The sequence below is a fragment of the Streptomyces lienomycini genome, from assembly GCF_027947595.1.
Taxonomy (GTDB): domain Bacteria; phylum Actinomycetota; class Actinomycetes; order Streptomycetales; family Streptomycetaceae; genus Streptomyces; species Streptomyces lienomycini.
Map to the genome: position 1 here is coordinate 3880766 of NZ_CP116257.1, position 22471 is coordinate 3903236.

General features: G+C 70.8%; 18 protein-coding genes and 1 pseudogene. 8 read left to right on the plus strand and 11 right to left on the minus strand.

What is annotated here, in order from left to right; genetic code table 11:
- Positions 1–5: 5 nt before the first annotated feature.
- Genes BJ961_RS17470 through BJ961_RS17485 form a run of 4 tightly spaced genes read right to left on the minus strand, consistent with a single transcriptional unit; the run spans position 6 to position 4139 of the window.
- The gene (locus BJ961_RS17470; protein WP_271413769.1) at positions 6–1007 is read right to left on the minus strand and encodes an amidohydrolase family protein; all 1002 of its coding nucleotides are present in this window, start codon (positions 1005–1007) and stop codon (positions 6–8) included.
- Positions 1004–2134, minus strand: coding sequence for an FAD-dependent oxidoreductase (locus BJ961_RS17475; protein ID WP_271413770.1), 1131 nt, complete (start codon positions 2132–2134; stop codon positions 1004–1006). The genes BJ961_RS17470 and BJ961_RS17475 overlap by 4 nt, the downstream gene beginning before the upstream one ends.
- 35 nt (positions 2135–2169) lie before the next feature.
- Positions 2170–3102, minus strand: a complete 933-nt coding sequence (locus BJ961_RS17480) for a cyclase family protein (RefSeq protein ID WP_271417071.1) — start codon at positions 3100–3102, stop codon at positions 2170–2172.
- Between the two features lie 35 nt (positions 3103–3137).
- Positions 3138–4139, minus strand: coding sequence for a fumarylacetoacetate hydrolase family protein (locus BJ961_RS17485; RefSeq protein WP_271413771.1), 1002 nt, complete (start codon positions 4137–4139; stop codon positions 3138–3140).
- 136 nt (positions 4140–4275) lie between these two features.
- Between BJ961_RS17485 and BJ961_RS17490 the strand changes: the two genes are divergently transcribed.
- The 5 genes from BJ961_RS17490 (at position 4276) to BJ961_RS17510 (ending at position 10449) form a co-directional block, all read left to right on the plus strand.
- Complete coding sequence (locus tag BJ961_RS17490) at positions 4276–5190, plus strand: LysR family transcriptional regulator (protein ID WP_271413772.1); 915 nt, start codon at positions 4276–4278, stop codon at positions 5188–5190.
- Between the two features lie 197 nt (positions 5191–5387).
- Entirely contained in the window at positions 5388–6686 is a 1299-nt protein-coding gene (locus BJ961_RS17495; RefSeq protein WP_271413773.1) for an ABC transporter substrate-binding protein, read from the plus strand.
- A gap of 231 nt (positions 6687–6917) precedes the next feature.
- Positions 6918–7736 (plus strand): carbohydrate ABC transporter permease, encoded by an 819-nt coding sequence (locus tag BJ961_RS17500; RefSeq protein WP_271417072.1) that lies wholly within the window; start codon positions 6918–6920, stop codon positions 7734–7736.
- Complete coding sequence (locus BJ961_RS17505; protein WP_271413774.1) at positions 7733–8638, plus strand: carbohydrate ABC transporter permease; 906 nt, start codon at positions 7733–7735, stop codon at positions 8636–8638. Before BJ961_RS17500 ends, BJ961_RS17505 begins: the two co-directional genes overlap by 4 nt.
- A complete protein-coding gene (locus tag BJ961_RS17510) occupies positions 8635–10449 on the plus strand; it encodes a glycoside hydrolase family 35 protein (protein WP_271413775.1) in 1815 nt (604 codons plus the stop codon). The genes BJ961_RS17505 and BJ961_RS17510 overlap by 4 nt, the downstream gene beginning before the upstream one ends.
- Positions 10450–10536: 87 nt before the next feature.
- On the opposite strand, the gene BJ961_RS17515 is transcribed toward BJ961_RS17510, so the two are convergent.
- From BJ961_RS17515 to BJ961_RS17525, 3 genes are all read right to left on the minus strand, one after another.
- Positions 10537–14592 carry an endo-alpha-N-acetylgalactosaminidase family protein gene (locus BJ961_RS17515; RefSeq protein ID WP_271413776.1) on the minus strand — a complete coding sequence of 1352 codons (4056 nt, stop codon included), beginning with the start codon at positions 14590–14592 and terminating at the stop codon, positions 10537–10539.
- Between the two features lie 582 nt (positions 14593–15174).
- On the minus strand, positions 15175–16626 hold the full coding sequence (locus BJ961_RS17520; RefSeq protein WP_271413777.1) for an amidase: 1452 nt from the start codon (positions 16624–16626) through the stop codon (positions 15175–15177).
- A 111-nt stretch (positions 16627–16737) separates the two neighbouring features.
- The gene (locus BJ961_RS17525; protein WP_271413778.1) at positions 16738–17613 is read right to left on the minus strand and encodes a sigma-70 family RNA polymerase sigma factor; all 876 of its coding nucleotides are present in this window, start codon (positions 17611–17613) and stop codon (positions 16738–16740) included.
- Positions 17614–17698: 85 nt separating this feature from the next.
- Between BJ961_RS17525 and BJ961_RS17530 the strand changes: the two genes are divergently transcribed.
- Both BJ961_RS17530 and BJ961_RS17535 read left to right on the plus strand, forming a co-directional pair.
- Positions 17699–18157, plus strand: a complete 459-nt coding sequence (locus BJ961_RS17530) for a carboxymuconolactone decarboxylase family protein (protein ID WP_271413779.1) — start codon at positions 17699–17701, stop codon at positions 18155–18157.
- Positions 18158–18208: 51 nt separating this feature from the next.
- Positions 18209–18865, plus strand: coding sequence for a hypothetical protein (locus BJ961_RS17535; protein ID WP_271413780.1), 657 nt, complete (start codon positions 18209–18211; stop codon positions 18863–18865).
- Positions 18866–18981: 116 nt separating this feature from the next.
- Here the strand turns inward: BJ961_RS17535 and BJ961_RS17540 are convergent, their stop codons facing one another.
- The gene (locus BJ961_RS17540; protein ID WP_271413781.1) at positions 18982–19620 is read right to left on the minus strand and encodes a nucleotidyltransferase domain-containing protein; all 639 of its coding nucleotides are present in this window, start codon (positions 19618–19620) and stop codon (positions 18982–18984) included.
- A 103-nt stretch (positions 19621–19723) separates the two neighbouring features.
- Positions 19724–19995: pseudogene (locus tag BJ961_RS17545) on the minus strand (hypothetical protein); the annotation flags it as partial.
- A 95-nt stretch (positions 19996–20090) separates the two neighbouring features.
- Here BJ961_RS17545 and BJ961_RS17550 point away from each other — a divergent pair.
- Positions 20091–20231, plus strand: a complete 141-nt coding sequence (locus tag BJ961_RS17550; RefSeq protein ID WP_271413782.1) for a hypothetical protein — start codon at positions 20091–20093, stop codon at positions 20229–20231.
- 81 nt (positions 20232–20312) lie between these two features.
- On the opposite strand, the gene BJ961_RS17555 is transcribed toward BJ961_RS17550, so the two are convergent.
- Both BJ961_RS17555 and BJ961_RS17560 read right to left on the minus strand, forming a co-directional pair.
- On the minus strand, positions 20313–21260 hold the full coding sequence (locus tag BJ961_RS17555) for an AraC family transcriptional regulator (RefSeq protein ID WP_271413783.1): 948 nt from the start codon (positions 21258–21260) through the stop codon (positions 20313–20315).
- 23 nt (positions 21261–21283) lie between these two features.
- Complete coding sequence (locus tag BJ961_RS17560) at positions 21284–22192, minus strand: zinc-binding dehydrogenase (RefSeq protein ID WP_271413784.1); 909 nt, start codon at positions 22190–22192, stop codon at positions 21284–21286.
- Between the last annotated feature and the right edge of the window lie 279 nt (positions 22193–22471).

Here is a 22471-nt window from a genome sequence, read left to right on the forward strand (position 1 = left end):
ACGGATCAGTCCTTTCGGAGGAGGGCGGCCGCGGTGCCGCCGCGCACGGCCTCGAAGTCGGCGTCGGACAGGTGGGCGGCGCTCAGCGCGCCGAGGGGGTCCTCGGTGCCCATGTCGAAGGGGAAGTCGGAGCCGAGCAGCACCCGGTCCGCGCCCGCCACGCGAACCAACTCCCGCAGGACGTCCGGGTCGTGGACCAGGGAGTCGAAGTACAGGCGCTTGAGGTAGCTGCTGGGCAGGCGGGCGCAACCGGACCCGGCGTCGGAGCGGGCCTTCCAGGCGTGGTCGGCGCGTCCCATGTGGGCGGGCAGGTAGCCGCCGCCGTGCGCCGCGACGATCCGAAGGCCGGGGTGGCGGTCCAGGACACCGGAGAAGATCAGATGGGAGAGGGCGACGGCGTTCTCGGTGGGCTGGCCGACGGAGTTGGACAGGTACCACCGGTCGAGGCGCTCGTCGAGGGTGCAGCCGAAGGGGTGGAGGAAGACGATCGCCCCGGCCTCCGCCGCCCTGGCCCACAGAGGTTCGTAGTCCGGGTCGGACAGTTCGCGCCCCGGGGCGTGGCTGGAGATCTCCACGCCGGCCAGGCCCTGCTCGAGCGCGTGGTCGAGGGCGCGCGCCGCCTGCCCGGGGTGTTGCAGGGGGACCAGGCCGAGCCCCCGCAGCCGGTCGGCGTCGGCCGAACAGTGCGACGCCGTCGCCTCGTTGGCGAGCCGGTACACCTTCTCGGCCGTCTCCTCGTCGGCCCAGTAGTGGTAGTGCGAGGGGGAGGGGCTGACCAACTGGACGTCCACACCCTGGGCGTCCATCGCCGCGAGCCGGACCGCCGGATCGGTGAGGCGCGGGATCCGCGCCCCGATCATCGGGCCGTTGACCCGCGACGCGTCCGGACCGTTGCGGCGGGCGTCCAGGGCTCGCGCCCCGGCCAGGGCCGGCTGGCCGTCCACCAGCGCCTCGATCCCGGGCAGCAGGACGTGGGCGTGCACGTCGACGGTGGGCGGTGTCGTCACGGCAGCTCCCGCAGCATGTTCATGGTGCGGCCCATCAGGCCGGGCACGTCGGCGTCCCGGACGCCGTCGAGCTGCCACCGGCCGATCTGGACGGAGGCCTCCACGACGGGACGCACACGCGAGACGCGTCGCTCGTAGTACCCCTGAAGGAGGGCGTCGTCCCAGGTGTCGGTGGCGGACAGCATCCGGGCGAGCACCCAGGCGTCCTCCAGCGACATGGCCGCTCCCTGGGCGAGCGTGGGCGGGCAGCAGTGCGCGGCGTCACCGACGAGGACGACCCGGCCGCGATGCCAGGAACCCTCGACCAGCATCCGGTCGAACCACGTGTAGTTGACCCGGGACGGGTCGGTGATGTGCGCGGTGATCTCGGGCCAGTGGCCGCCGTAGTGCTGAGCCAGGGCGCGCATCTCGTCGGCGTAGGAGCCGGCCGGGATGGAGGACCGGTCGCGGTGGGCCTCGACGACGTACGCGTAGAGCGTGCTCTCGCCGGTCGGGCAGTAGCCGGCGATGTAGGCGGGGCCGCCGTAGGCGAGGTCGGTGCGGGTCACACCGGCCGGCCGGGGCACCTCGATCCTCCAGATGGCCATGCCGGTGGGCTCCGGCGCGTCCGCGATGCCGATGGCCGCGCGGGTGGTGGAGCCGAGACCGTCGGCGGCGACCACCAGGTCGTAGCGGGACTCGGTGCCGTCGCTGAAGCGGACGGCGACCCCGTCGCCGTACTGGTCCAGGGAGGTGGCACGCACCCCCAGGTGGACGTCGGCGCCGCTCTCGCGGACGGCGTCCCCGAGTATGCGCTGCAGTCGCGGGCGCCGCATGCCGACGGTGGCGGGCAGGTCGTCGCCGCCGGTGCGCAGGTCCTCGGCGACGTGCAGGACGGTGCCGTCGGGGGCGGTGATGCCGACCGCGTCGAAGCCGTAGCCGGACTTCTCCACCCGGTTCCACACGCCGAGTTCGCGCAGCACGCGCAGGGCGTTGCCCTGAAGGGTGATGCCGGAGCCCGCGGTGGCGTTCCAGTCGTCCTTCGCCTCGATCAGATCGACCGCGATTCCGGCGCGGCGCAGCAGGATCGCGGCGGCGTTGCCGGCGGCGCCACCGCCGATGACCAGGACGGTGCGGGGTGTGCTCATGGAAGAACTCCTTTGCCCCTCGAGGAGGGTGAGGACTACTTGACGGCGATCGGGTTGACGGGCGAGCCTACGGCGCCGGTGATGGGCAGCGGAGCGGCCGTGAGCCAGAACTCGTACACGCCGTCGTCCGCGCAGTCCGAGGCCAGCGCGTCCAGGTCCCACATCTCGCCGATGAGCAGCCCCATGTTGGGGATCGCCACCTGGTGCAGTGGCTGGAAGGCGTGCTCGAACTCGTTCGGCCGGACCTCGAAACCCCAGGTGTCGGTGGCGATCGCGGCGATCTCGGTACGGTGCAGCCAGCCTGCCGTCGTGAACGACAGACCCGGTGCGGGACCGCCCGCGTACTCCCCCCAGCCCTCGCGCCGGGCGCGGCTGAGCCGGCCCGTCCGCACGAGAACGATGTCGCCCCGGCCGACGGTCAGCCCGTGCGCCTCGGCCGTCGCGGTCAGATGGGCCTCGGTGATGGGGAAGCCGTCCGGCAGCTCGCCGTCCCCGCCCACGACGCGTCCCACGTCGAGGAGGACGCCGCGCCCGGCGACGTGAGGGGCCATGTGCTCGATGCCGGTGACCAGGTCGCCGTCGGAGGTGACGACCTGTTCGGCAGGGCGCCCGTTCCACGCCTTGCCGTGATCGAAGATGTGGCCGAGCCCGTCCCACTGCGTGGAGCACTGCAGGGGCATGGAGATGACGTCGTCGGCGCCACCGAGCCCGTGCGGGAAGCCCTGGTTGCCGAGGGCCGCGTCGGTGCCGGTGTCGAGCATGGTGTGCACCGGGTTGGTGCGCCGCCGCCAGCCCCGCTGCGGGCCGTCCATGTCGAACCGCTGCGCGAGGGAGAAGCTGACGCCCCGACGCATCAGCTCCGCGCCCGCGCGGCGCTTGGCCGCGTCGAGGAAGTTGAGGGTGCCCAACCGGTCGTCCTCGCCCCACCGGCCCCAGTTCGAGTACGCCCGGGCGGCCTCGGCGATCATGCCCTCGGGGTCGTCGCGGTCCAGGGACCCGGCGGTCAAGACGTCACCTCCGCCACGCACCGGGTGCGCTGTGCGCCGAGGCCGGTGATGGAGGCGTCCATCACGTCGCCGTCGCGCAACAGGCGCCCCCAGTGCATGCCGTTGCCCGCCGGGGAGCCGGTCAGCACCAGGTCGCCGGGCAGCAGGCGGGCGCTCTGGGAGGCGTAGGACACCATGCGTGCCACGTTGAAGATCATGTCCTTGGTGGACTCGTCCTGCATGGTGTCGCCGTTCAGCTTGAGCACCAGACGCAGATCGCCCGGGTCGGCGACCGACTCGGCGGGCACGATCCACGGGCCCAGCGGCGTGAATCCGGGAGCGTTCTTGCTGCGCAGCCAGTCCGTGCCGATCTGCGGCATGTCCCGGCGGAAGACGGCCGCCCGGTCGGTCAGGTCATTGGCGATCGTGTAGCCGGCGACGTGCTCCAGTGCCTCCTCGACGCGGACACCGTGCGCCGGGCGCCCGATGACGGCCGCCAACTCCAGCTCCCAGTCCGGCTTCTCCGCCCACGAGGGCAGTACGACGTCGTCGTAGGGACCGGTGACGGCGCTCGGCAGGCCGAGGAAGACGTACGGCAGATCCTCGTCCGCCCGCCGGTCCATGATCTCGGCGGCCTCGGCGCGACGCTCGTCCTCGGGGCGGTCGTCACCGGCCGCACGGTGGGCGACGTGCAAGTCGATGACGTGCTGGCGGTAGTTGGCGCCGGACTGGAAGACCTGGCGCGGCTCGACCGGGGCGTGCACCCGGAACTCCGCCAGGACCCCGCGCCCCACGTCGCTGTCCTCGGCCAGGGCGCGCAGCCGCGGCAGCACTTCCGGCCAGCCCTCCAGGAGCCGCCGGACGGTGAGCCGATCGTCGTCGAGGGCGACACGCAGGTCCACGACGAGCCCGTCGGCGGTGACCAGAGCGGGAAACGCCGGCCCGCCCGGAGCCGAGAGCGTCGCGAGGGCGAAGGGACCGGCGAAGGGCGCGGGCGCGGGAGCTGGTTTCACGGACATGTCCTCCTGATTGCGGTGGGACTAATCTGGACCCGCCCCCGGTGATCAGGGAAATCGATTGTGTGGATAATGGCCATCCACGAGACGGATTTCTCCTGGTCGGCGTCGCCCGGCGCCGTACAGCAAGGAGAAGTCGGTGAATCTGGCGCGCCTGCACCTCAACCTCGTCGTCGCCCTGCGCGCCCTGCTGGAGGAGCGCAACGTCACGCGCGCCGGGCAGCGCGTCGGACTCAGCCAGCCCGCCATGAGCGCCGCGCTGTCCCGGCTGCGCCGCCATTTCGACGACGACCTGCTCGCCCGTGTCGGCGGCCACTACGAGCTGACCGCCCTCGGCCGGGTGCTGCTCGACCGCACGTCGACCGCCTACGACGTCCTCGAGCGCCTCTTCTCCAGCCAGGCCGAGTTCGACCCGGCCGAGGAGAGCCGGGAGTTCACGCTGGTGGCCTCCGACTACGCCGTCTCCGTCTTCGGCGCCGAACTCGCCCGCGTCGTCCACGAGGAGGCCCCCGGGATCCGGCTGCGCTTCGCACAGACCCCGCCGACCGTGGTCGACGACACCGCCACCCTGCTCAGTGCCGTCGACGGGCTGCTCATGCCGCACGGTGTCATCAGCGGCTTCCCCGCCACCGACCTCTACGACGACCGCTGGGTGTTCGTGGTCGCCGACGACCACCCGTCCGTCTCGGACCGGCTCACCCGACAGGACCTGGCGGACCTGCCGTGGGTCACCTACCAGCGGACGTACGACGCACCCGCCGTGCGCCAGCTCGGGATGCTCGGCGTGGAGCCGCGCGCGGAGGTGTCCGTCGACAGCTTCCAGCTGCTGCCGCTGCTGGTGGCCGGCACCCGGCGCATCGCCATGGTCCAGTCCCGGCTCGCCCGCCTGCTCGCGCCGATCGCCCCCGTGCGGGTCGTGGAGCCTCCGTACGAGGCGGTCCCGTTGCAGGAGGCGCTGTGGTGGCATCCGGTGCACACGCACGACGCCGCGCACCTCTGGCTGCGGGAGACGGCGGCGCGGGTGGGGGCACGGCTGGATCATGGGCCGCACTGAATCCTCTCGCACGGTGCCCCGGGGGCGCCGACAAGCGGTGACGAACTCCGCGGCCAACCATTGGCATCGATAACATTCTCTGCCATAGTTCCAGCTACCGACAGTCGACCCGGGTTCCCGCGGTGACTGCGTGTCGCCGACCTCTCGGCTGTGCGGAGACCAGTCTCCTCCGCGCCACCCTTGCTCAAGGAGGAGCTGTGCAGCATTCCACCGCCCGTTTCATGGGAGTTTCGGGCGCCCTTGTCCTGTCGCTCGCCGTCAGCGGCTGCTCGGACTCCGGTTCGGACTCCGCCTCGTCGTCCGGCGAGGCATCGATAACATTCTGGGGTTGGGCTCCGGGCTACGAGGACGCGGTCGAGGCCTTCAACAAGACCCACCCCGACATCAAGGTGTCGTACCAGTCCGTTCAGCCGGGAGCCAAGGGCGGCTACGAGAAGATGCTGAACGCGGTCCAGGCGGGCAACGCGCCGTGCCTGGCCCAGGTCGGGTACGAGACGCTGCCCAGCTTCGCCGCGCAGGGTGCCCTCACGGACGTCACCGATCACGCCGCCGCCGACGAGGACGACTACCAGGAAGCCGCCTGGAAGTCGGTCACCCTGGCGGACCGTGTGTACGCGGCGCCCGTGGACACCGGCCCGATGGCCCTCTTCTACAACAAGAAGGTCTTCGACTCGCTCGGCCTGAAGCCCCCCACCACGTGGGACGAGTACGAGACGGCGGCCGAGAAGATTCACGAGTCGGACCCGAAGCGGTACGTCTCGGCGCCCTACCTCGACTACGACTACGCGGGCCTCGCCTGGCAGACCGGCGCGTCCTGGTTCGGCACCGAGGGCGACGCCTGGCAGGTCACCATGGACTCCGAGGCCAACAAAAGGGTCGCCGACTACTGGCAGGGCCTGGTCGGCAAGGGGCTGATCAGCGACGCGCCCATGTACGACCAGGCGTGGTACACGGGCCTCGGCAACGGCGACATCGCCACGGTCGTCGGTGCCGTGTGGCAGGCCGGTGTCATCAAGGGCGGCGCCAAGAGCGGGTCCGGGCAGTGGGCGGTCGCGCCGCTGCCGCAGTGGAGCAAGGGGGACAAGCAGGTCGGCAATGCGGGCGGGTCGTCCACCGCGGTCCTCAAGGGCTGTGAGAACACCGAAGCCGCCTGGGAGTTCGCCCACTGGCTCGGCACCGACCGCGAGACGTTCGGCGGCCTCGTCGACAAGGCCGCGCTGTACCCGGCCGCCAAGAGCCTCCTCGATCTGCCGCAACTCACTGCCGCCGACCCGTACTTCGGCGGCCAGAAGATCTACGGCGTGTTCGCCGAGGCCTCCGGCCGGGTCAACGCGTCCTGGACCTGGGGCCCGCTGATGACCAAGACGACCGCCGATCTCAACGACGGGCTCGGCAAGGCCTGGGCCGGCAACGGAACGATCACCGCCGCCCTGGGCACCGCTCAGAACAAGACCGTGAGCGAGATGAAGAAGCAGGGCCTGCAGATCACCGAGTAGTCGCCCCGCATCGGGCCGGACCGCCGGACGGCCGGCCCGAATCCCGCCCCACCGCACCACAGTGAGGAAGCACCCGTGGCCAACGCCGCCGCATTGGCGGACTCCCGAAGCAGCAGCCGTCCGACCGGTACACAGCCGCCGGAGGGGAAACCGCGCCACCCGCGGCGCCGTTCACGACCGTGGCTGAGCCCGGTCCTCTTCTGCGCCCCGTTCGTCGTCCTGTTCGCCGCCATGTACATCGCACCGATCGTCTACGCGGCGTTCGAGAGCCTCTACACCGTGAAGAGGTCGGGGCTGGGGCTGACCGCGCCGACCAAGGTCTTCGACCCGCTCGCCAACTACGCGCGCGCCCTCGACGACGGCGCCTTCCTGGACTCCCTCGGCCGCGTCGCGCTCTTCGGCGTGGTCCAGGTGCCGCTCATGCTGGGCGCGGCGCTGCTGCTGGCCCTGCTCATCGACTCCCGGTCCGCGCGGGGCAAGGGCTTCTTCCGACTGTCCAGCTTCCTGCCGTACGCGATCCCCGGCGTCAGCGCCGCGCTGGTCTGGTCGTTCATGTACTCGTCGCAGTCGAGCCCGATCAACCGGCTGCTGGATCCCGTCGGGATCAGCATCCCGTTCTTCGACGGCGATCTGGTGCTGTGGTCGGTGGCGAACATCGTCACGTGGAGCTGGACCGGCTACAACATGATCATCATCTATGCGGCGCTGCAGTCGATCCCGGCGGAGGTGCTGGAGGCCGCCAAGGTGGACGGGGCCTCGGCCGTCCGGATCGCCTGGAGCATCAAGGTGCCCGCCGTGCGCGGCGCGCTCGTGCTCACCTCGGTGTTCTCCATCATCGGCTCGGCCCAGCTGTACAACGAGCCGGCGGTGCTCCAGCCGGTCTCCGACGGTGCCGTGTCGTCGGCCTTCACCCCGATCATGTCCGCGCAGAACGCGGTCGCGGCCGGCAACTACCCGTACGGGGCGGCCCAGTCGGTGCTGCTGGCGGTACTCGTGGGCGTCGTGTCGTTCGCGTTCTTCAAACTGACCAGCCGGGGAGAGCAGGAATGAGCCTCCTGAGCACGAGCACGAGCACGAGCACGAGGAAGAGCACCAGCACGCCCGCCGCCCGCGCACGGCGTGACACCGACCTGCCCAGCCGGATGACGGTCACGACACTTCTCGTCCTGTCCGCCTTCTACTTCCTCTTCCCCCTGTGGTGGCTGCTGGTGTCCGCCACCAAGCCCTTCGGCGACCAGTTCACCGGCACCGGCCTGTGGTTCGACGGCTTCGGCCTGCTGGACAACATCGCCCGCCTCAGCAGCCAGGACGGCGGCATCTTCTGGCGCTGGATGCTCAACAGCGTCCTGTACTGCGGCGTCGGCGCCCTGTTCGGCACCGCGTTCTCCGCGCTGGCCGGCTTCGCCCTCGCCAAGTACCGCTTCCCCGGCCGCGGCTTCCTGTTCGGCGTGGTACTGGCGGCGGTGCTCATCCCCAAGGTGCTCTTCACGCTGCCGCTCTACCTGATGTTCTCCGGCGTCGGCCTCATCGACAACCCCCTGGCCGTCCTGCTGCCCAGCGTGGTCAGCCCGTTCGGGGTCTACCTCTCCCGGGTCTTCGCCGCACAGACCGTGCCCGACGAGGTCCTGGAGGCCGGTCGGCTCGACGGGGCCGGCGAGTTCCGCATCTTCCGGACCATCGGCGTACGGATGATGCTGCCCGCCCTGGTGACGATCTTCCTGTTCCAGTTCGTGGAAATCTGGAACAACTACCTGCTGCCCGCGATGGTCCTCGGCGACGACCGCCTGCAGCCGGTTACCGTGGGCCTGGTCGGCTGGAACGCCAGCCACGTCGCGGTGCCGCCGCCACTGGTCGTCATCGGGTCGCTGGTGTCCGTCGTCCCCCTCCTGATCGCCTTCCTCGCGCTCCAGAGGTCCTGGCGCGCGGGCATGACCGCTGGAGCCGTCAAATGACCACGTCCTCTCCGGCTGCCGCGCCCGCGACGGCCGCCCTGACCCACGCCGACGGCGCCCTGCTGCGCAACGGACGCCCGCACCGCCTCCTGGCGGGCTCGCTGCACTACTTCCGGGTCCATCCGGGGCACTGGGCCGACCGGCTCCGGCGGCTGGCGGCCCTCGGCCTGAACACGGTCGACACCTACGTCCCGTGGAACTTCCACGAGCGCACCGAGGGCGACATCCGCTTCGACGGCCCCCGCGACCTGGCCGGGTTCGTCCGGCTCGCCCAGGAGGAAGGCCTGGACGTCGTCGTGCGGCCGGGCCCCTACATCTGCGCCGAATGGGACAACGGCGGCCTGCCCGCCTGGCTGACCGGAACCCCCGGCATGCGCCTGCGCGCCTCCCACGGCCCGTTCCTGGAAGCGGTCGACCGCTGGTTCGACGAGCTGATCCCGCGCATCGCGGACCTCCAGGCCGGCCGGGGCGGACCGGTCGTCGCGGTGCAGATCGAGAACGAGTACGGCAGCTACGGCGACGACCACGCCTACGTCCGCCACGTGCGCGACGCCCTCGTCGCCCGAGGCGTCCGCGAACTGCTCTACACCGCCGACGGGCCGACTCCGCTGATGCAGGACGGCGGCGCGCTGCCCGGCGAACTGGCCGCGGCGACCTTCGGCTCGCGCCCCGCCCAGGCCGCGGAACTGCTGCGCTCCCGCCGTCCCGGGGAGCCCTTCTTCTGCGCGGAGTTCTGGAACGGCTGGTTCGACCACTGGGGCGAGAAGCACCACGTCCGGCCGGCGCCCGGCGCGGCGGAGACCGTGGGCGACATCCTCGACGAGGGCGGCTCGGTGAGCCTCTACATGGCACACGGCGGCACCAACTTCGGCCTGTGGGCGGGCGCCAACCACGACGGCGACCGCATCCAGCCGACCGTCACCAGCTACGACTCGGACGCCCCCATCGCCGAGAACGGCGCGCTGACACCCAAGTTCTTCGCCCTGCGGGAGAAGCTGACCGCGCTCGACGGCGCGGGAACCCCGCGCCCCCTGCCGGCCGACCCGCCGCTGCTGACGTCCCGCGAACTCCCGGTCGCCCGGCACGCGTCCCTGCTCGGCGCGCTGCGCGCGACGGCCCGGCCGGTTCACGCACCCCTGCCCCTGAGCTTCGAGGAACTCTCCCTGGCCTCCGGCCTGGTGCTCTACGAGGCCACACCGCTGCTGCCGCCGGGACACCACGAACTGACCGTCACGGGCCTGCACGACCGCGCGCAGGTGTTCGTCGACGACGCCCCCGTCGCCGTACTGGACCGTGAGAGCGCCTCGTTCACCGTCCCCGGCACCGGAGCACGCGTCCGGCTGGCCCTGCTGGTGGAGAACCAGGGGCGGATCAACTACGGTCCGCTGCTCGGCCAGGGCAAGGGCATCCTCGGCGGCGTACGGGTGGAGCGCCGACTGGTGCACGGCTGGACGATGCGCCCGCTGCCGCTCGACCGGTGGACGTCACGGGATGTCGCCCGCGCCGCGGCCGCGGCCCCGTCGGACGGCCGGGCGGGCTTCGCCACCGCGGTCCTGTCCGTGACCGAACCGGCCGACGCGTGGGTCGCCCTGCCCGGATTCGGCAAGGGCTTCCTCTGGGTCAACGACACCCTGCTGGGCCGCTACTGGGAGATCGGTCCGCAGACCACCCTCTACCTGCCCGGCCCGCTCCTGGGGCCAGGTGACAACACCCTGACCGTGCTGGAACTCGAACGCCTCGGTGACCGCGTCACCCTCCACGACCGCCCGGAGCTCGGACCACCCGAGGAGTACGTCGAGACCTTCGACTGACGTCTCCGCCCCGCCCGGAACCTCGGCCGACGGCGGTGCGACTCCCTGCCTCGGGGGAGCGCACCGCCGTCGGCCTGCGGTCGTCGACTAGCGGTTGTCGGCGGGGCGTTCGCCCGGCGGGTAGCCCGTCGGAAGGTCCACGGGCACCCCGTACACGCGCATCTCCGCCGCGGCCGCGTAGGGCTGAGCGTTGAGCGCGTTGAGTGCGGTGAACCGGACGTAGGAGGTGCGCACCCGGTCGAAGGAGACCCGCTGTGTCTGCGGGACGTCCTTCAGCGTGCCGTCGGCCACCGTCGTCCAGTCCTTGCCGTCGTCCGACACGGCGACCTCGTAGTCGCCGACGCGTCCGTTCTGCCCGCCGCTCTGCCGGCCCAGGTATCCGAACCCGTCGACGTCGGCGGCGCCGTCGAGCTTCAGCGTCACCCAGTGCGGGTACGGCGCCTGGGACGCGGTGTAGTCGGTGTGCCAGATGGTGCCGGCGTCACCGTCGAGGACGTTGGAGACCGGCCCCTCGCCGTCCCCCGAGGAGGTGTTCTCCGAGTCGGCGGTCGCGGTCGTCGACCCCGGTGGGACGACGGGCTCGTCGGTCACCGCGGCCCGCGCGTCGGCGGAGACGGTCTTGGTGTCTCCACCGTGGGCGTAGGCGGCGGTCACCTTCCAGGCGGGGGAGGTCTCCGCCGAGCCGGCCGGCGGGGTCAGGAGCCAGGCTGTGCGCACGGTCGCGCCCGGCTTCACGCCCTCGAAGAGGTTGCCGTCCTTCTCCTTCACCTCGGCCTTCCAGCCCTCGGGCAGGCCCTTCATCGCGATGCCGACGTTGACGACGTCGGCGGACTCGTGGTTGGTGAACGTCGTGACGTACTCGCCCGGTACGCCCGGGCTCAGCTCGGCGCCCTCCGATGCCGTGAGACCGGCGCAGGCGGGCCCGGTCTCCGCCTTGCCCAGGTCGGTCACGGTGAAGTCGTCGATGACCAGGTCGGTGCCCCGGGCACTGCCGAGCTTGCGCAGCCCGACCCAGGTGTCCCCGCAGCCGGCGACGATCTCACGGGAGTAGGCCGCCGTGTCCAGCGCCGGATCCAGGACGTCACGGGTGATGTCCCGGGAGGTGGTCGCGCCGTCCGCGACCCGGTCCGCGCCCGTCACCCAGGCCCACTGTCCCTCGATGTTGGTCTGGTAGGAGAAGGACACCCGGTACGTGTGACCCTCCTCGAACGGCACCGTGGCGGGAATCGTGCGGTGGACCAGCCCCGTGTTCTCCGAGTGCGACTTCAGCGAGTGCCGGCCGGCCAGTACGTCGTCGACCGCCTTCCCCTTCAACGTGCCGGAGTCGTAGGGGGAGTAGGTGTTCTTCCACTCCTTCTGACTGTAGGGCGCGTGCAGGTCGCTGATGCTCGTGCGCGGGTCGGTGACGCCCCCGGCGTCGCCCTTGACGAACGGACCCCAGCCGGGCTGGTTGCCCTCGAAGTCGTCGTGGGCGATGACGGTGCCGTCCTTGCCGCGGGGGAGGGGCGCGGTGGTGTCCGCCATGACGCGTACGTCGTCCAGCACGACCGGGGCGCTGCCCGGGACTGCGCCCAGCTCCACGGTGACCGTGCCACCGCGCGGCGCGGTGAAGGAGACCGAGGCCCGCTGGGAGTACGTGTCCCGCTTCTCGTCGGCGGCCATTCTGTTGCGCGCCGGTGTGATGTCGAAGGTCCTCGTCGCCGTGTCCTTGCCGCCGCGCACCCGAAGCGTCGTGGCCCGGCGCTCCCCGGGGCCGATCTCGACGTCCGCACCGAGCGAGTACCGCTTGCCCGGGGTCAGGCCGCGGACCCGCTGCGAGATGCCGGAGGCACCGTCGCCGAGGCGCACCACGTTGTCGCCGTTGTCGGCCCGGACGATCTCCGCGCCTCCCCGTGCTTTCCAGTCGTCCAGATTCCCGCCGTTGAAGCCGGGGTCGGACAGCCCGGTGTACTCGCCGTAGTGGGCGGTGCGGTGCGGCGCCCTGCCGCCGTTGGGCACGAGGACGTAGGGCTGCCCCTTGTCGGCGGTGAGGGTCACCCGTCCGTCGCGGGCCTTCACCCGGGTCTTCTCCGCCCGTCCCTGGTCGGTGAGTTCGTAGAGGGTGAAGTTCTTGTTGCCCGCGAACTGCTCGGTCAGTTCGAAGGTGTGCTCTCCGCCGGAGCCGCTGTAGAAGTACATCTTGTCGGCGTCGCCGGGCGAGGAAGTGCCGTCGTCCTTCTTCGAGTCGCCCCAGGGCAGCAGGTAGGTGTCGCCCCGGAGGACCTCGGCGTCTCCCATGGAGATCCGCCGCTCACCGTCGACGGACACCACGCCCACACCACCGGTGAGCTTCGCCGACGTGCCGGGCTCCCAGTCCATCACCTGGTAGTGCTGGAGGAACTTGGTCGGCAGGTTGTCGGTCCAGATGTTGCGGTAGAAGGCGTTCCAGTCGTCGTGACCGGTCCATCCCTCGAACTCGACGACGTTGGCGCCGCCGAGCAGCGGGTCGATGTTCCACACGTCGCGGTCGGCGTTGGCGATGAACCGGATGATGTTCGAGTTGATGCCCTTGTTGGTGGCGCCGCCGTAGTTCTTGTCGGCGGCCCAGTGCGACCAGACCGAGGACCCCTCGAACTTGTACGCCCACTCGGTGGCGACCTCGAAGCCCATCTTGCGCAGTCCGGCGGCCAGACCGTCGGCCAGCCAGCCGCTGGAGTAGTAGGCGTCGATGTAGACGGTCTTCACGCCCGGCGACTCCTTGCGGAGCTGCTTGAACCGGTCGAGGACGGCGCCGGTGCCCAAGTCCTTGCGCTGGTCGATGTGGTAGGCCTGGTTGAGCCAGTCCCAGCCGTCGGCCTGTCCCGCGACCATGTCCTCGCTGAAGGTCTTCGCCTGTGCGTAGGCCTCCGTGGCATTGACGTGCACGGCGAAGTCCGCGTTGTAGTGCGCGCCGGTCCGAGTGAGCCGGTTCAAGTCCTCCAGGCCGCCCGCGCGGACGTTCTCGTTGCCGCCGTAGTCCGGGTGGGCGGAGTCGTGACCCTCGCTCGCGTAGCCCTTCTCCAGCACCCACTGGCCGAGGTTGTCGGTGGCCATGGAGATGCGCTTGGTGTTGTCCAGCGTCTTCAGGAACGGGTTCGTGGCCTGGCTGGCGAAGTTGAACGGGATCCGCTGGACCACGCGCTCGGGCACCCGCTCCGCACCGAGCGGACCGCGCATGTGCTCCCGGTGGGCGATGGCGCCGTCCTGCCAGTCGACCGAGCCGTCCCTGTTGGCGTCGGCGGCGAGGACCACGGTGGCCCGGGGCAGCTCGTAGGTGTCGACCCGGGGGTCGGTGGCCCCGGCCGGGTGGTAGGTGTAGGTGCCGACCGACAGCTCCGCCCGGCGCCGGCCGTCGCCCGCGTCGACGATGCGGGACTGCAGTCGGGTGTTCCAGTTGGTGTTGTCGTCCTGCGGCGAGTCCTCGGTCGCGTTGGTGATGATGCCCGCCGAGAGCTGCGTGTTGCCGACGAACGCGTACGGGGTGCCGACCGGCTCCTTGTCCGGGGACGTGTCCGCCGTGATCGGGATGAAGCGGTCGGCGGTCGTCGTCGAATCCGTGGAGATCTTCGTCCGCGCGAGGTTGGCGCCCGGGTCGGAGGAGTCCACGGAGACCAGGGACTGACCGGGGATCGCCAGGGTGCGCACGGTCGAAGCGGCCTTGCCGGAGACCTTCTCGACGGCGAAGACGACCGTCGTGTCCTTCGTGACGGTGATCGTGGAGGTGATCGTGAGACCGGGCAGGTCCTCGAAGATCGAGGTGTAGGTCGCCCTGCTGCCCTCCGCCTTCATGGTGGTGGAGGCACGGTGGACCTCGCCGTTGACCGTGAAGCTGTCCAGCGCGGTCGCCTGACCGCCGAGAGCGCGCTGCCCCAACCGGTAGGAGATGATCCGGGGGAACTCCTTCGCCACCGTGACGGTCAGGTCGCCCCGGCTCAGCTCCACCGGCGTCCCGGCCGGCGCTGGGGCGGAGACGGCTCGGGGCGGGGCCGCGCCCGCGGGGACGGCGGCGGTCGACAGCATGCCGATGGTGAGGCCCAGCGCCGCGACGACGGCGCCGGGATGGGGCACTCGTCTGCGGCCGGTGCGTCCGGGTGGGCGAGAGGGCGAGGGTGCCTTGGTGTCCACTGGCTGACTTCCTCCTCGGGTGGGATGAGGTACCGGGTCACGAGGGGCCGAGCGCTTGACAAGCGGCACCACGCCTACGGTTCCGGCGTCCGGTTCCCGACGCCTTCCTCCGCGAGGTGTTATCGCTGCCATCCCGCTGCCGCTCGGTCTCCTCGATGTCGGCTACTGCATGGGCGAGTGAGATCCGCTCACTCGAGGTAGGTGTTGGCGGGAACTATGGCAGAGGATGTTATCGATGCCAATGGGTCTTGCCAGGCTGGACTCCGAGCGACGACACCGTCGCACGTGGGCAGCCCGGCACGACTGACCCCGTCCGGACCGCTCGGCTCGCCGGGGTCTCCGCCCGGACGGCCGCCCGGACCCCGGTCGGCCATCCCGACGTTCCGCACCGGACCCGTACCAGGGTGCTGGCCACGGGGGCCCGGCCCGGTCGCCTGAGTCGGTGCCTTCGCGGTCGCCGACCTGATGCGGTTCGTCGCGGACCCGGTGGGGGAGTCGGAGCCTGCCTCGGCCGAGCCCGTGCTGGCCGTGCGAGCCGGCACGGCGGCGATCGCACGCGAGGACCGGCGAGGTGGTTACGCCCTACCTCGGCGCCCGGAAGCCGCCGATCTCGTGCTCCAGCAGTTCGGCCAGCCGCAGCGGGGTGCGATCCTCGAACATCGGGCCGATGAGCTGCACCCCCACCGGCAGCCCCTCGGGCGACCGGCCCGCGGGTACGGCGGTGGCGGGCAGGCCGGGCATGGTGGCCACACCGGCCCAGACAAGCTGGTCGAAGTACGGGTACTCGACGCCGTCGATGTCGATCCGGCGCTCTCGCGGATCGGGACTGTGGTCGTGGGGGAACGCCGGAGTGGGCGTGATGGGACACACCACGGCGTCGAACTCCCCGAAGAGCCGCCGCCAGCCATGGCGGTGGACCTCGCGACGGCTGTTCGCCTCGATCCAGTCACGGTGGCTGAACACCATGGCCCGCAACCGTGCCGCGTCGAGACTCAGGTCGTCCGCGCTCAGTCCGGTGGCCCGCACCCGCAACTGCTCGTACGACTCGACGGGAAAGCGCGCAACGGAACCGGAGAACAACAACTGCGTGTAGAGCAGAGCCCCTTCGGTCAGATCGGGCAGCAGCGGACTGTGCCGTTCGACGCGGGCGCCGGCGTCGACGAGCGCGTCGGTCACGCGCTGCACGCCCGCCCGCACGGCAGACCCGGTCGGAATGAACGGATGCTCGTCGAGGACGAGGACCCGGAAGTCGCGGAGGTGTTCGTGGCGCGGGGGCGGCAGGGCCAGGTCGTGCGCCACGCCCAGCGTCAGCGCATCCGGTCCGGCCATGACGTCGAGCAGGAGGGAGAGGTCGCGGGCACTGCGCGCCATCGGACCGACGACGGCGAGATCGTGCTCGACCGGGAGGGCCGGCCCGGGCGGCGGGACCATCCCGCGGGTCGCCGCCAGTCCGAGCGTCGGCTTGTGTGCGTAGATGCCGCAGAAGTGTGCGGGTGTCCGCAGCGAACCGGCGAGATCGGAACCGATGGACAGTACGCCGAACCCGGATGCCAGGGCCGCCGCCGAGCCGCCGGATGATCCACCCGAGGTGCGGCCGTGGTCCCACGGGTTGTTGGTGGTGCCATGGATCTCGTTGAAGCTCTGGATGTCCTGCAGCCCGAAGGGCACGTTGGTCTTGCCGAGCACCACCGCACCCGCGGCCTTGAGCCGTGACACCTGCACCGCGTCCTCGGCCGGCATGTAGTCCCGGTGCTGCCGCATGCCCCAAGTCGTCGGCATCCCGGCGATGTCGTAGCACTCCTTGACCGTGACCGGAACGCCGAGGAGTGGCCTGTCCTCCCCCCGGGCGCGCGCTTGGTCGGCGCGGCGCGCAGCGGCCCGGGCACGGTCGAAGTCCGGTACACAGATGGCATTGATCGCCTTGTCGTCCCGCTCGATTCGGGCGATCGCCTCGTCGGTCACTTCTGCCGAGGTCACTTCACCGGCACGCAAGGCGGCCGTGATGTCCTCTGCGGTAGGAAGAGTCTGATCCATGAATCGGACCGTAGCGGCCCCTGGACGAGGGCAGGAAATGCCGCTTCGTACAACCGGTTGGACGCCCCCTGCTCATGGTGCGACCCTCCGGGTCGCAGCCCGCCGAAGGCGTCACACCGGATCCGGCAGCCCCATGAGAGCCAGCTCGGCCGGGTCGACCACGGCGGCGATCCCGGTGATGCGGGCGTCGGTGACCGTGAAGACAAGAAGGGAGAGCGGAGTGCCGTCCTCGCTCCAGGAGAGCACGCCGGGGCGGCCGTTGACGGTCGCCGCATGTCCTCGTGCCGAGCTGCCGGCCACGCGCGCGCGGGTGGCGACCTCGGTGGCCCCGAGCGTGACGAACGTGCCTTCCGGAGTCCGGACGGTGAAGCGCACGTCCGGGTGCAGAAGTCGCAGCAACTCCTCGAACCGGCCGTCGCGTGCCGCCGCCAGGAACGCCCGCACCACCTCACGTTGTTGCCGCCCCGCCCTTGCCGGCCGCTCGGCGGCCTGTACCTTCCTGCGGGCGCGGCTGGCGGCCATCTTCGTCGCGTCGGCGGACTTGCCGAGAATGCCGCCGATCTCCGCGAAGGGCACGGCGAAGACGTCGTGCAGCACGAACGCCAGTCGCTCCTCGGGACGCAGCGCGTCGAGGACCATGAGGAGAGCGTGGCCGGCGGAGTCCCCGAGTGCCGCGAGATCCTGCGGACCCGGAGCGTCGTCGAGCGTCACGACGCATTCGGGCAGCCGGGCGTCGAAGGAGACCTCTGGACGAGTCCGGCCCGACCGCAGGACATCGAGGCTGATGCGGCCGACCACGGTGGTCAGCCAGCCGCCGAGGTTGTCGATGGTGTCGGCGTCCTGGCGGGACAGACGCAGCCACGCCTCTTGGATCACGTCCTCCGCATCCGCATGCGACCCGAGCACGCGGTAGGCGACGGAGCGGAGCCGGTCACGGTGGGACTCGAAGGCATCGACGATCGGGTCCGTGGGATGAGTGCCGGCCATGTTGTTACCTCCGTGAAAGCTGCTCCGTCATAGGGATGACGCGCACGAGCGTGGCGACGTAACTGGATGAAGGAGAACACTCCCCATGGAAAACCGCCTCAAGAACAAGAACCCGAGTAACCCGGACGTGTGGACCGCGATCCAGCACCTCCAGAAGGCGATCGCCGCCGGAGGCGTCGACCCGAAGCTGCTCGCGCTGGTCCACCTGCGCGTCAGTCAGATCAACGGCTGCTCGGCGTGCGTCTACGCCAGTGTCGCCGGTGCGAAGAGGGCCGGTGACACCGACGAGCGGCTGCACCATGTCGCTGCGTGGCGCGAGGCACCGTTCTACACCGACGCGGAACGCGCGGCCCTGGCACTGTCCGAGGCCGCCACGCGGCTGCAGGACGGTGCGCCGGGCGTGACCGACGAGATCTGGGACGGGGCCACCATCCACTTCACCGAAGAGCAGCTCGGCGCGATCAACCTGGAGATCGCGCTGACCAACTTCTTCAACCGGATCAACCGCACCATCAAGGAACCGGCAGCCAAGACCTGGGGCTGACACCGGCCGACACGGTGCTCGGTGCCATCCCCCTCGCGATACGGTGCTGTCATGTCTCGATCAGTCGATTCCGGATCAGTCGTGTCTCCCGTCACCGCGGACGACGTCGATCTCGCCGTGCGGCTCGCCGTGGGCGTCCTTCGGGACGCACCCCCGAACGGATGGGACGGCAAGGCAGGTTCGCTGGAGTGGGACTGCTGGGAGACCGTCGAGCACCTCGCCAACGACCTGTTGTACTACGCCGTGCAACTGGGACCGCAGAGCCCGCCTCTGGACACCCATGTGCCTTTCGCGTTGAGCCGGAAGAGGCCGGACGGCCCCCCGGTCTTCGTCCACGCGGAGCGCGACGCGGGCCCGGCCGGCCTGGTGCAGGTGCTGGAGGCGTGCGGCGCGCTGCTGGTCGCCATGGTGCGTACGACGCCGGCCCGGGTCCGCGCCCACCACGCCGCCGGGGTGTCCGACCCCGAAGGTTTCGCGGCCCTGGGGCTGCAGGAAACACTGGTGCACATGCACGATGTGGCGGAAGGCTTCGGGCTTGCCTGGAGCCCGCCCTCCGCGCTCTGCTCGCGGCTGCTCGCCCGTCTGTTTCCAGAGGCTCCGGTCGGCGCGGACCCCTGGCTCACCCTGCTGTGGGCCACCGGCCGCGCCGAACTGCCGGGGCACCCTCGTCTCACCGCGTGGCGCTCGGACAGCACCCCGCGGTCGTAGGAGCGGATCGGCTTCAACCGGGGGCCAGGCCGGTGTTGCCACAGGACCGGACCGAAGCGCGTGCGGCGACTTCAGATCCGGCCGCGACTCGATCCGTCAGCCGATGGAAGCGGGATCTACAGGTCCGTGAGCCAGGGATGCCCCGGGTGTGTTCGGGCGAGCAGCGCGGCCAAGGTCTCGCGCTGGGTCGAGGTCATGTGCGGGACGGACGCGTCGAAGTCCGCCCGGTCCTTCGGGCGGGGGTGCCCGGCCTTGAACAGCAGGACCAGTTCGGGTGCGAGATACGGGATGCCGTCCTGGGTGTGGTGGACGATTTCGCTGTAGGGGAGCCGGATCCTCTCATCGCGGCGGAAGATCCAGGTGTCGCCGTCGTGCGGTTCGCGGAACACGTCGAGCAGGTAGTTGCCGGTGGCGGGATCACGTACCCAGGTCTGGTGTACGGCGCCCAGCACCTGCGGTGCCGCGTCCTCCCAGATCCGGCCGTTGGCCACCGCGTCGAGAACGAACCCGGGGAAGCGATCGCGCACCTCGGGAAAGCTCGCGGCCGGAATCGCGATCTCGATGTCCCCGTGCGCGCGTGTCTGCCGACCGCGGAACAGGTCCAGTGCCCATCCCGCGGCCACGTACCAGGGTGTGCCGATCCCGGCCAACTGCTGCGCGACCCGACTCGGGGTCCAGCAGGATGACCACCTGGTGTGAAGGGCTTCGACCTCGTCGGGCGACAGTTCGGTGCCGCCGGGCAGTTGCTCGCTCACCGCAGGAACCTCCGATTCATCAGCTCTTGGCAAGCATCCACCGATACGGATGGGTGCGACGGTGATTTCCCGGGCGGCCGCAGCCAGCGGCCCCCGGGAGGAGTCAGTTGTGGTCGACGGGGCGGGAGGAGCGGAGTCCGCGGCGGTCGGCGACGAGGATGACTAGCAGACCGAAGGCGACCCCGGCGGCGAGGGTGAGCGCGGGGGAGGGGGCGCCGGTGCCGTCGAAGAAGGCGTTGGCACGCAGGAGGCTGCCCGAGGCGCCCGGGGCAGCAGCTGCCCGAAGGTCGCCCAGGCATCGGGCAGCCAGTGGGGGCCGGAGGTCAGGCCGGAGAGCGGGTTGCCCAGGAACATGGCGACGACGGCGCCGACACCTTCCTGGGCCTGGAATCCCTGATCGGCGTCGCCGGCATCGGCAGATCGCCGCCGGCCGCCTGCGCGAGCTGCCCATCCCCCTGCTCCTGCACCAGATGATCGGGCCACTGGTCTTCCACCTGATGGTCCGCGCCACCCTGGGCCAGTCGTCCGAGCTGGACCTGCCCGACCTCGATGCGACCTGCGAGATCCTCACCGACGCGTTCCTGCGCGCCACCGCACCGTCAACACCGTGACATCGCCTGATCACCGCCATGTCCGTGCCGTCCGAGCTGTCCGACGAAAGCATGGCCGCGCCCCCCGACCCGCGCTCGTGCTCAGGTCTGTCGGTGATCGCGTACCCGCGACGACGCGCGCAGTCGAGCACGGTACTCGCCCGGGGGCAGGCCGCGGGCGCGTCGGAAGGCGCGGCTGAACGCGTGCGGAGAGGCGTAGCCGACCGCGCCGGAGATCGACTCGACCGGCTCGTCGGTGTCGCGGAGCCGGACGGACGCCAGGTCCATGCGCCACTGCGTCACGTACGCGCCCGGGGTCTGTCCGAGGGCGGACCGGAAGTGCCTGGACAGCGTAGTCCGGGAGACCGCCGTCGCGGCCGCCAGGGACTCGGTGGTCCAGGGGTGTTCCGGCCGGGCGTGGACACATGCCAGGGCGTCGCGCACGACCGGATCACGCATCGCGCCCAGCCATGAGCCGGACCGCTTCTCCGGGTGGCGGGCCAACCAGACGCGTACGAACTGGACGAGCAGGAGATCGACGATGCTGTTGACGGCGGCGGTGGTGCCGATCTGCGGCTGCGCGAGTTCCGCCGTGAGAAGCTCGACGGTCTTTCTGAACTGTGCGTTCTCCCGGCTCGTCACGTGCATCGGCCGGGCGAGGGAGGTGAGCACCGGTGTACTCACCTCCGGATCCTGCTCGTAGCGCAGGACGAGCACTTCCGTCTGCGCCGGCGACGAGCCCAACTGCAGGGCGCTGCCGTCCGTGAGGGCCCGGATCGTCGCCTCCTGGTCACAGGGACCCATCGTCGCACCGGAGCCGCCGGCTATCCCGTGGGAGGTGCCCGGCGACAACAGGACGGCGTCTCCCGTCTGCACCTTCGAGGGTTCCTCACCCGGGACATGGAGCCACATCGTGCCACGGGATACCACATGCAGTGCCGCTCCGTGACAGGGGTCCAGCCGCAGCCCCCAGGTTCCTCCGGCCTTCAGCACGACCCCGAGCGCACCTCGCGCACCCGATACACGCAGGGCCTTTGCTAGTACGTCCATCGCCCCATCCTCGTCGACGCGCGTCAGAGCACGTCAAGAACGATCTTCCCGTGCACCCTCCGCGCGAACAGCGCCTGGACGGCGTCGCCCACGTCCCGCCAGTCGCCTCGCAGTCCGACCGGTGCCGAGAGCCTCCCGGCGGCCATGAGGTCCAGCAGGTCCGTCAGCTCCTCGCTGGTCGGCGTCATGTCGCCGAAGGTGGCGATGCTGCGGGGTTCTCCGAAGCCGAACAAGGCCCCTGACGGGAACGTGGTGTCCTGCCCCGAGGAGTAGCCGACGAGATGGACGGTGCCGCCCTCGGCGAGGAGGTTCCACGCGCGGGCGACCAGCGGCCCGCCGACCGTGTCCAGGACGAGGTCGAACCGGTGCTCGACCTCGGCCAGGTCGGACAACACCTTGTCAGCCCCGAGTTCGCGGAGCCCGGCAGCCCGGTTCGGCGAACCCACGAGGGCCGTCACCCGGGCACCCGCCAGCGCCGCCAACTGGACGGCGAAGTGCCCCACGCCCCCGCTGGCACCGGTGACCAGCACATCGCGCGCCAGCAGGGAACGCTTGCGCAGCACCCGCAGTGCCGTGGCCCCGGCGATCCCCAGCGCGGCACCGTCCGCCAGATCCACGCACTCCGGGACCGTGCCGAGCGAGGCGGGGCTGACCGCCACCCGCTCCGCCCACGCGTGGGAAGTCATCCCCAGGGCGACACGCGTACCTTCCGGTGGCCCCGACCCGTCGGACGCGGCGCGCACCACGACGCCGGCCGCGTCATGACCGTGCACAGCGCCGGCCGGCCACTGGTCCACGTAATTCAGCTCTCCGAAGTTGAGACCGATGTGCCGTATTTCGACCAACGCCTCGTCACTGGACGGCACTGGGTCATCGACATCGGCGAAGCGGACGGGGCCGGATTCGCCGTGATCGACCACAAGGGCGCGCATGGATGTGATTCCTCCACTCGGGGATGCGCCTGAACACTCGGCGCGACAGCGGGCGGAGTGAGCGAATGCCGCACCCCGCCTGCCTGAAACCCTACGCAGCAAGATCGCGGCGACCAGCCCCGTGAGAACCGATCAGTTGACGATCTGTGTCACCGCGGCTCGCGCCGCGTCGAGCTGCCCACGTAGTCGGTGGACGACGCCCCGGCGGCCGCGTCGACGCCGGACAGGACGCTATGGACTTGCTCACAATTCCGTGCTCAACCGGATCGCAGTGACCGG

Coding starts and splice junctions, on each gene's coding strand:
- BJ961_RS17520 (WP_271413777.1), bottom strand. CDS start 16,626: ATGGATCAGACTCTTCCTACCGCAGAGGACATCACGGCCGCCTTGCGT.
- BJ961_RS17555 (WP_271413783.1), bottom strand. CDS start 21,260: ATGGACGTACTAGCAAAGGCCCTGCGTGTATCGGGTGCGCGAGGTGCG.
- BJ961_RS17505 (WP_271413774.1), top strand. CDS start 7,733: ATGAGCCTCCTGAGCACGAGCACGAGCACGAGCACGAGGAAGAGCACC.
- BJ961_RS17530 (WP_271413779.1), top strand. CDS start 17,699: ATGGAAAACCGCCTCAAGAACAAGAACCCGAGTAACCCGGACGTGTGG.
- BJ961_RS17525 (WP_271413778.1), bottom strand. CDS start 17,613: ATGGCCGGCACTCATCCCACGGACCCGATCGTCGATGCCTTCGAGTCC.
- BJ961_RS17500 (WP_271417072.1), top strand. CDS start 6,918: ATGTACATCGCACCGATCGTCTACGCGGCGTTCGAGAGCCTCTACACC.
- BJ961_RS17485 (WP_271413771.1), bottom strand. CDS start 4,139: ATGTCCGTGAAACCAGCTCCCGCGCCCGCGCCCTTCGCCGGTCCCTTC.
- BJ961_RS17560 (WP_271413784.1), bottom strand. CDS start 22,192: ATGCGCGCCCTTGTGGTCGATCACGGCGAATCCGGCCCCGTCCGCTTC.
- BJ961_RS17535 (WP_271413780.1), top strand. CDS start 18,209: ATGTCTCGATCAGTCGATTCCGGATCAGTCGTGTCTCCCGTCACCGCG.
- BJ961_RS17550 (WP_271413782.1), top strand. CDS start 20,091: ATGATCGGGCCACTGGTCTTCCACCTGATGGTCCGCGCCACCCTGGGC.
- BJ961_RS17510 (WP_271413775.1), top strand. CDS start 8,635: ATGACCACGTCCTCTCCGGCTGCCGCGCCCGCGACGGCCGCCCTGACC.
- BJ961_RS17480 (WP_271417071.1), bottom strand. CDS start 3,102: ATGATCGCCGAGGCCGCCCGGGCGTACTCGAACTGGGGCCGGTGGGGC.
- BJ961_RS17475 (WP_271413770.1), bottom strand. CDS start 2,134: ATGAGCACACCCCGCACCGTCCTGGTCATCGGCGGTGGCGCCGCCGGC.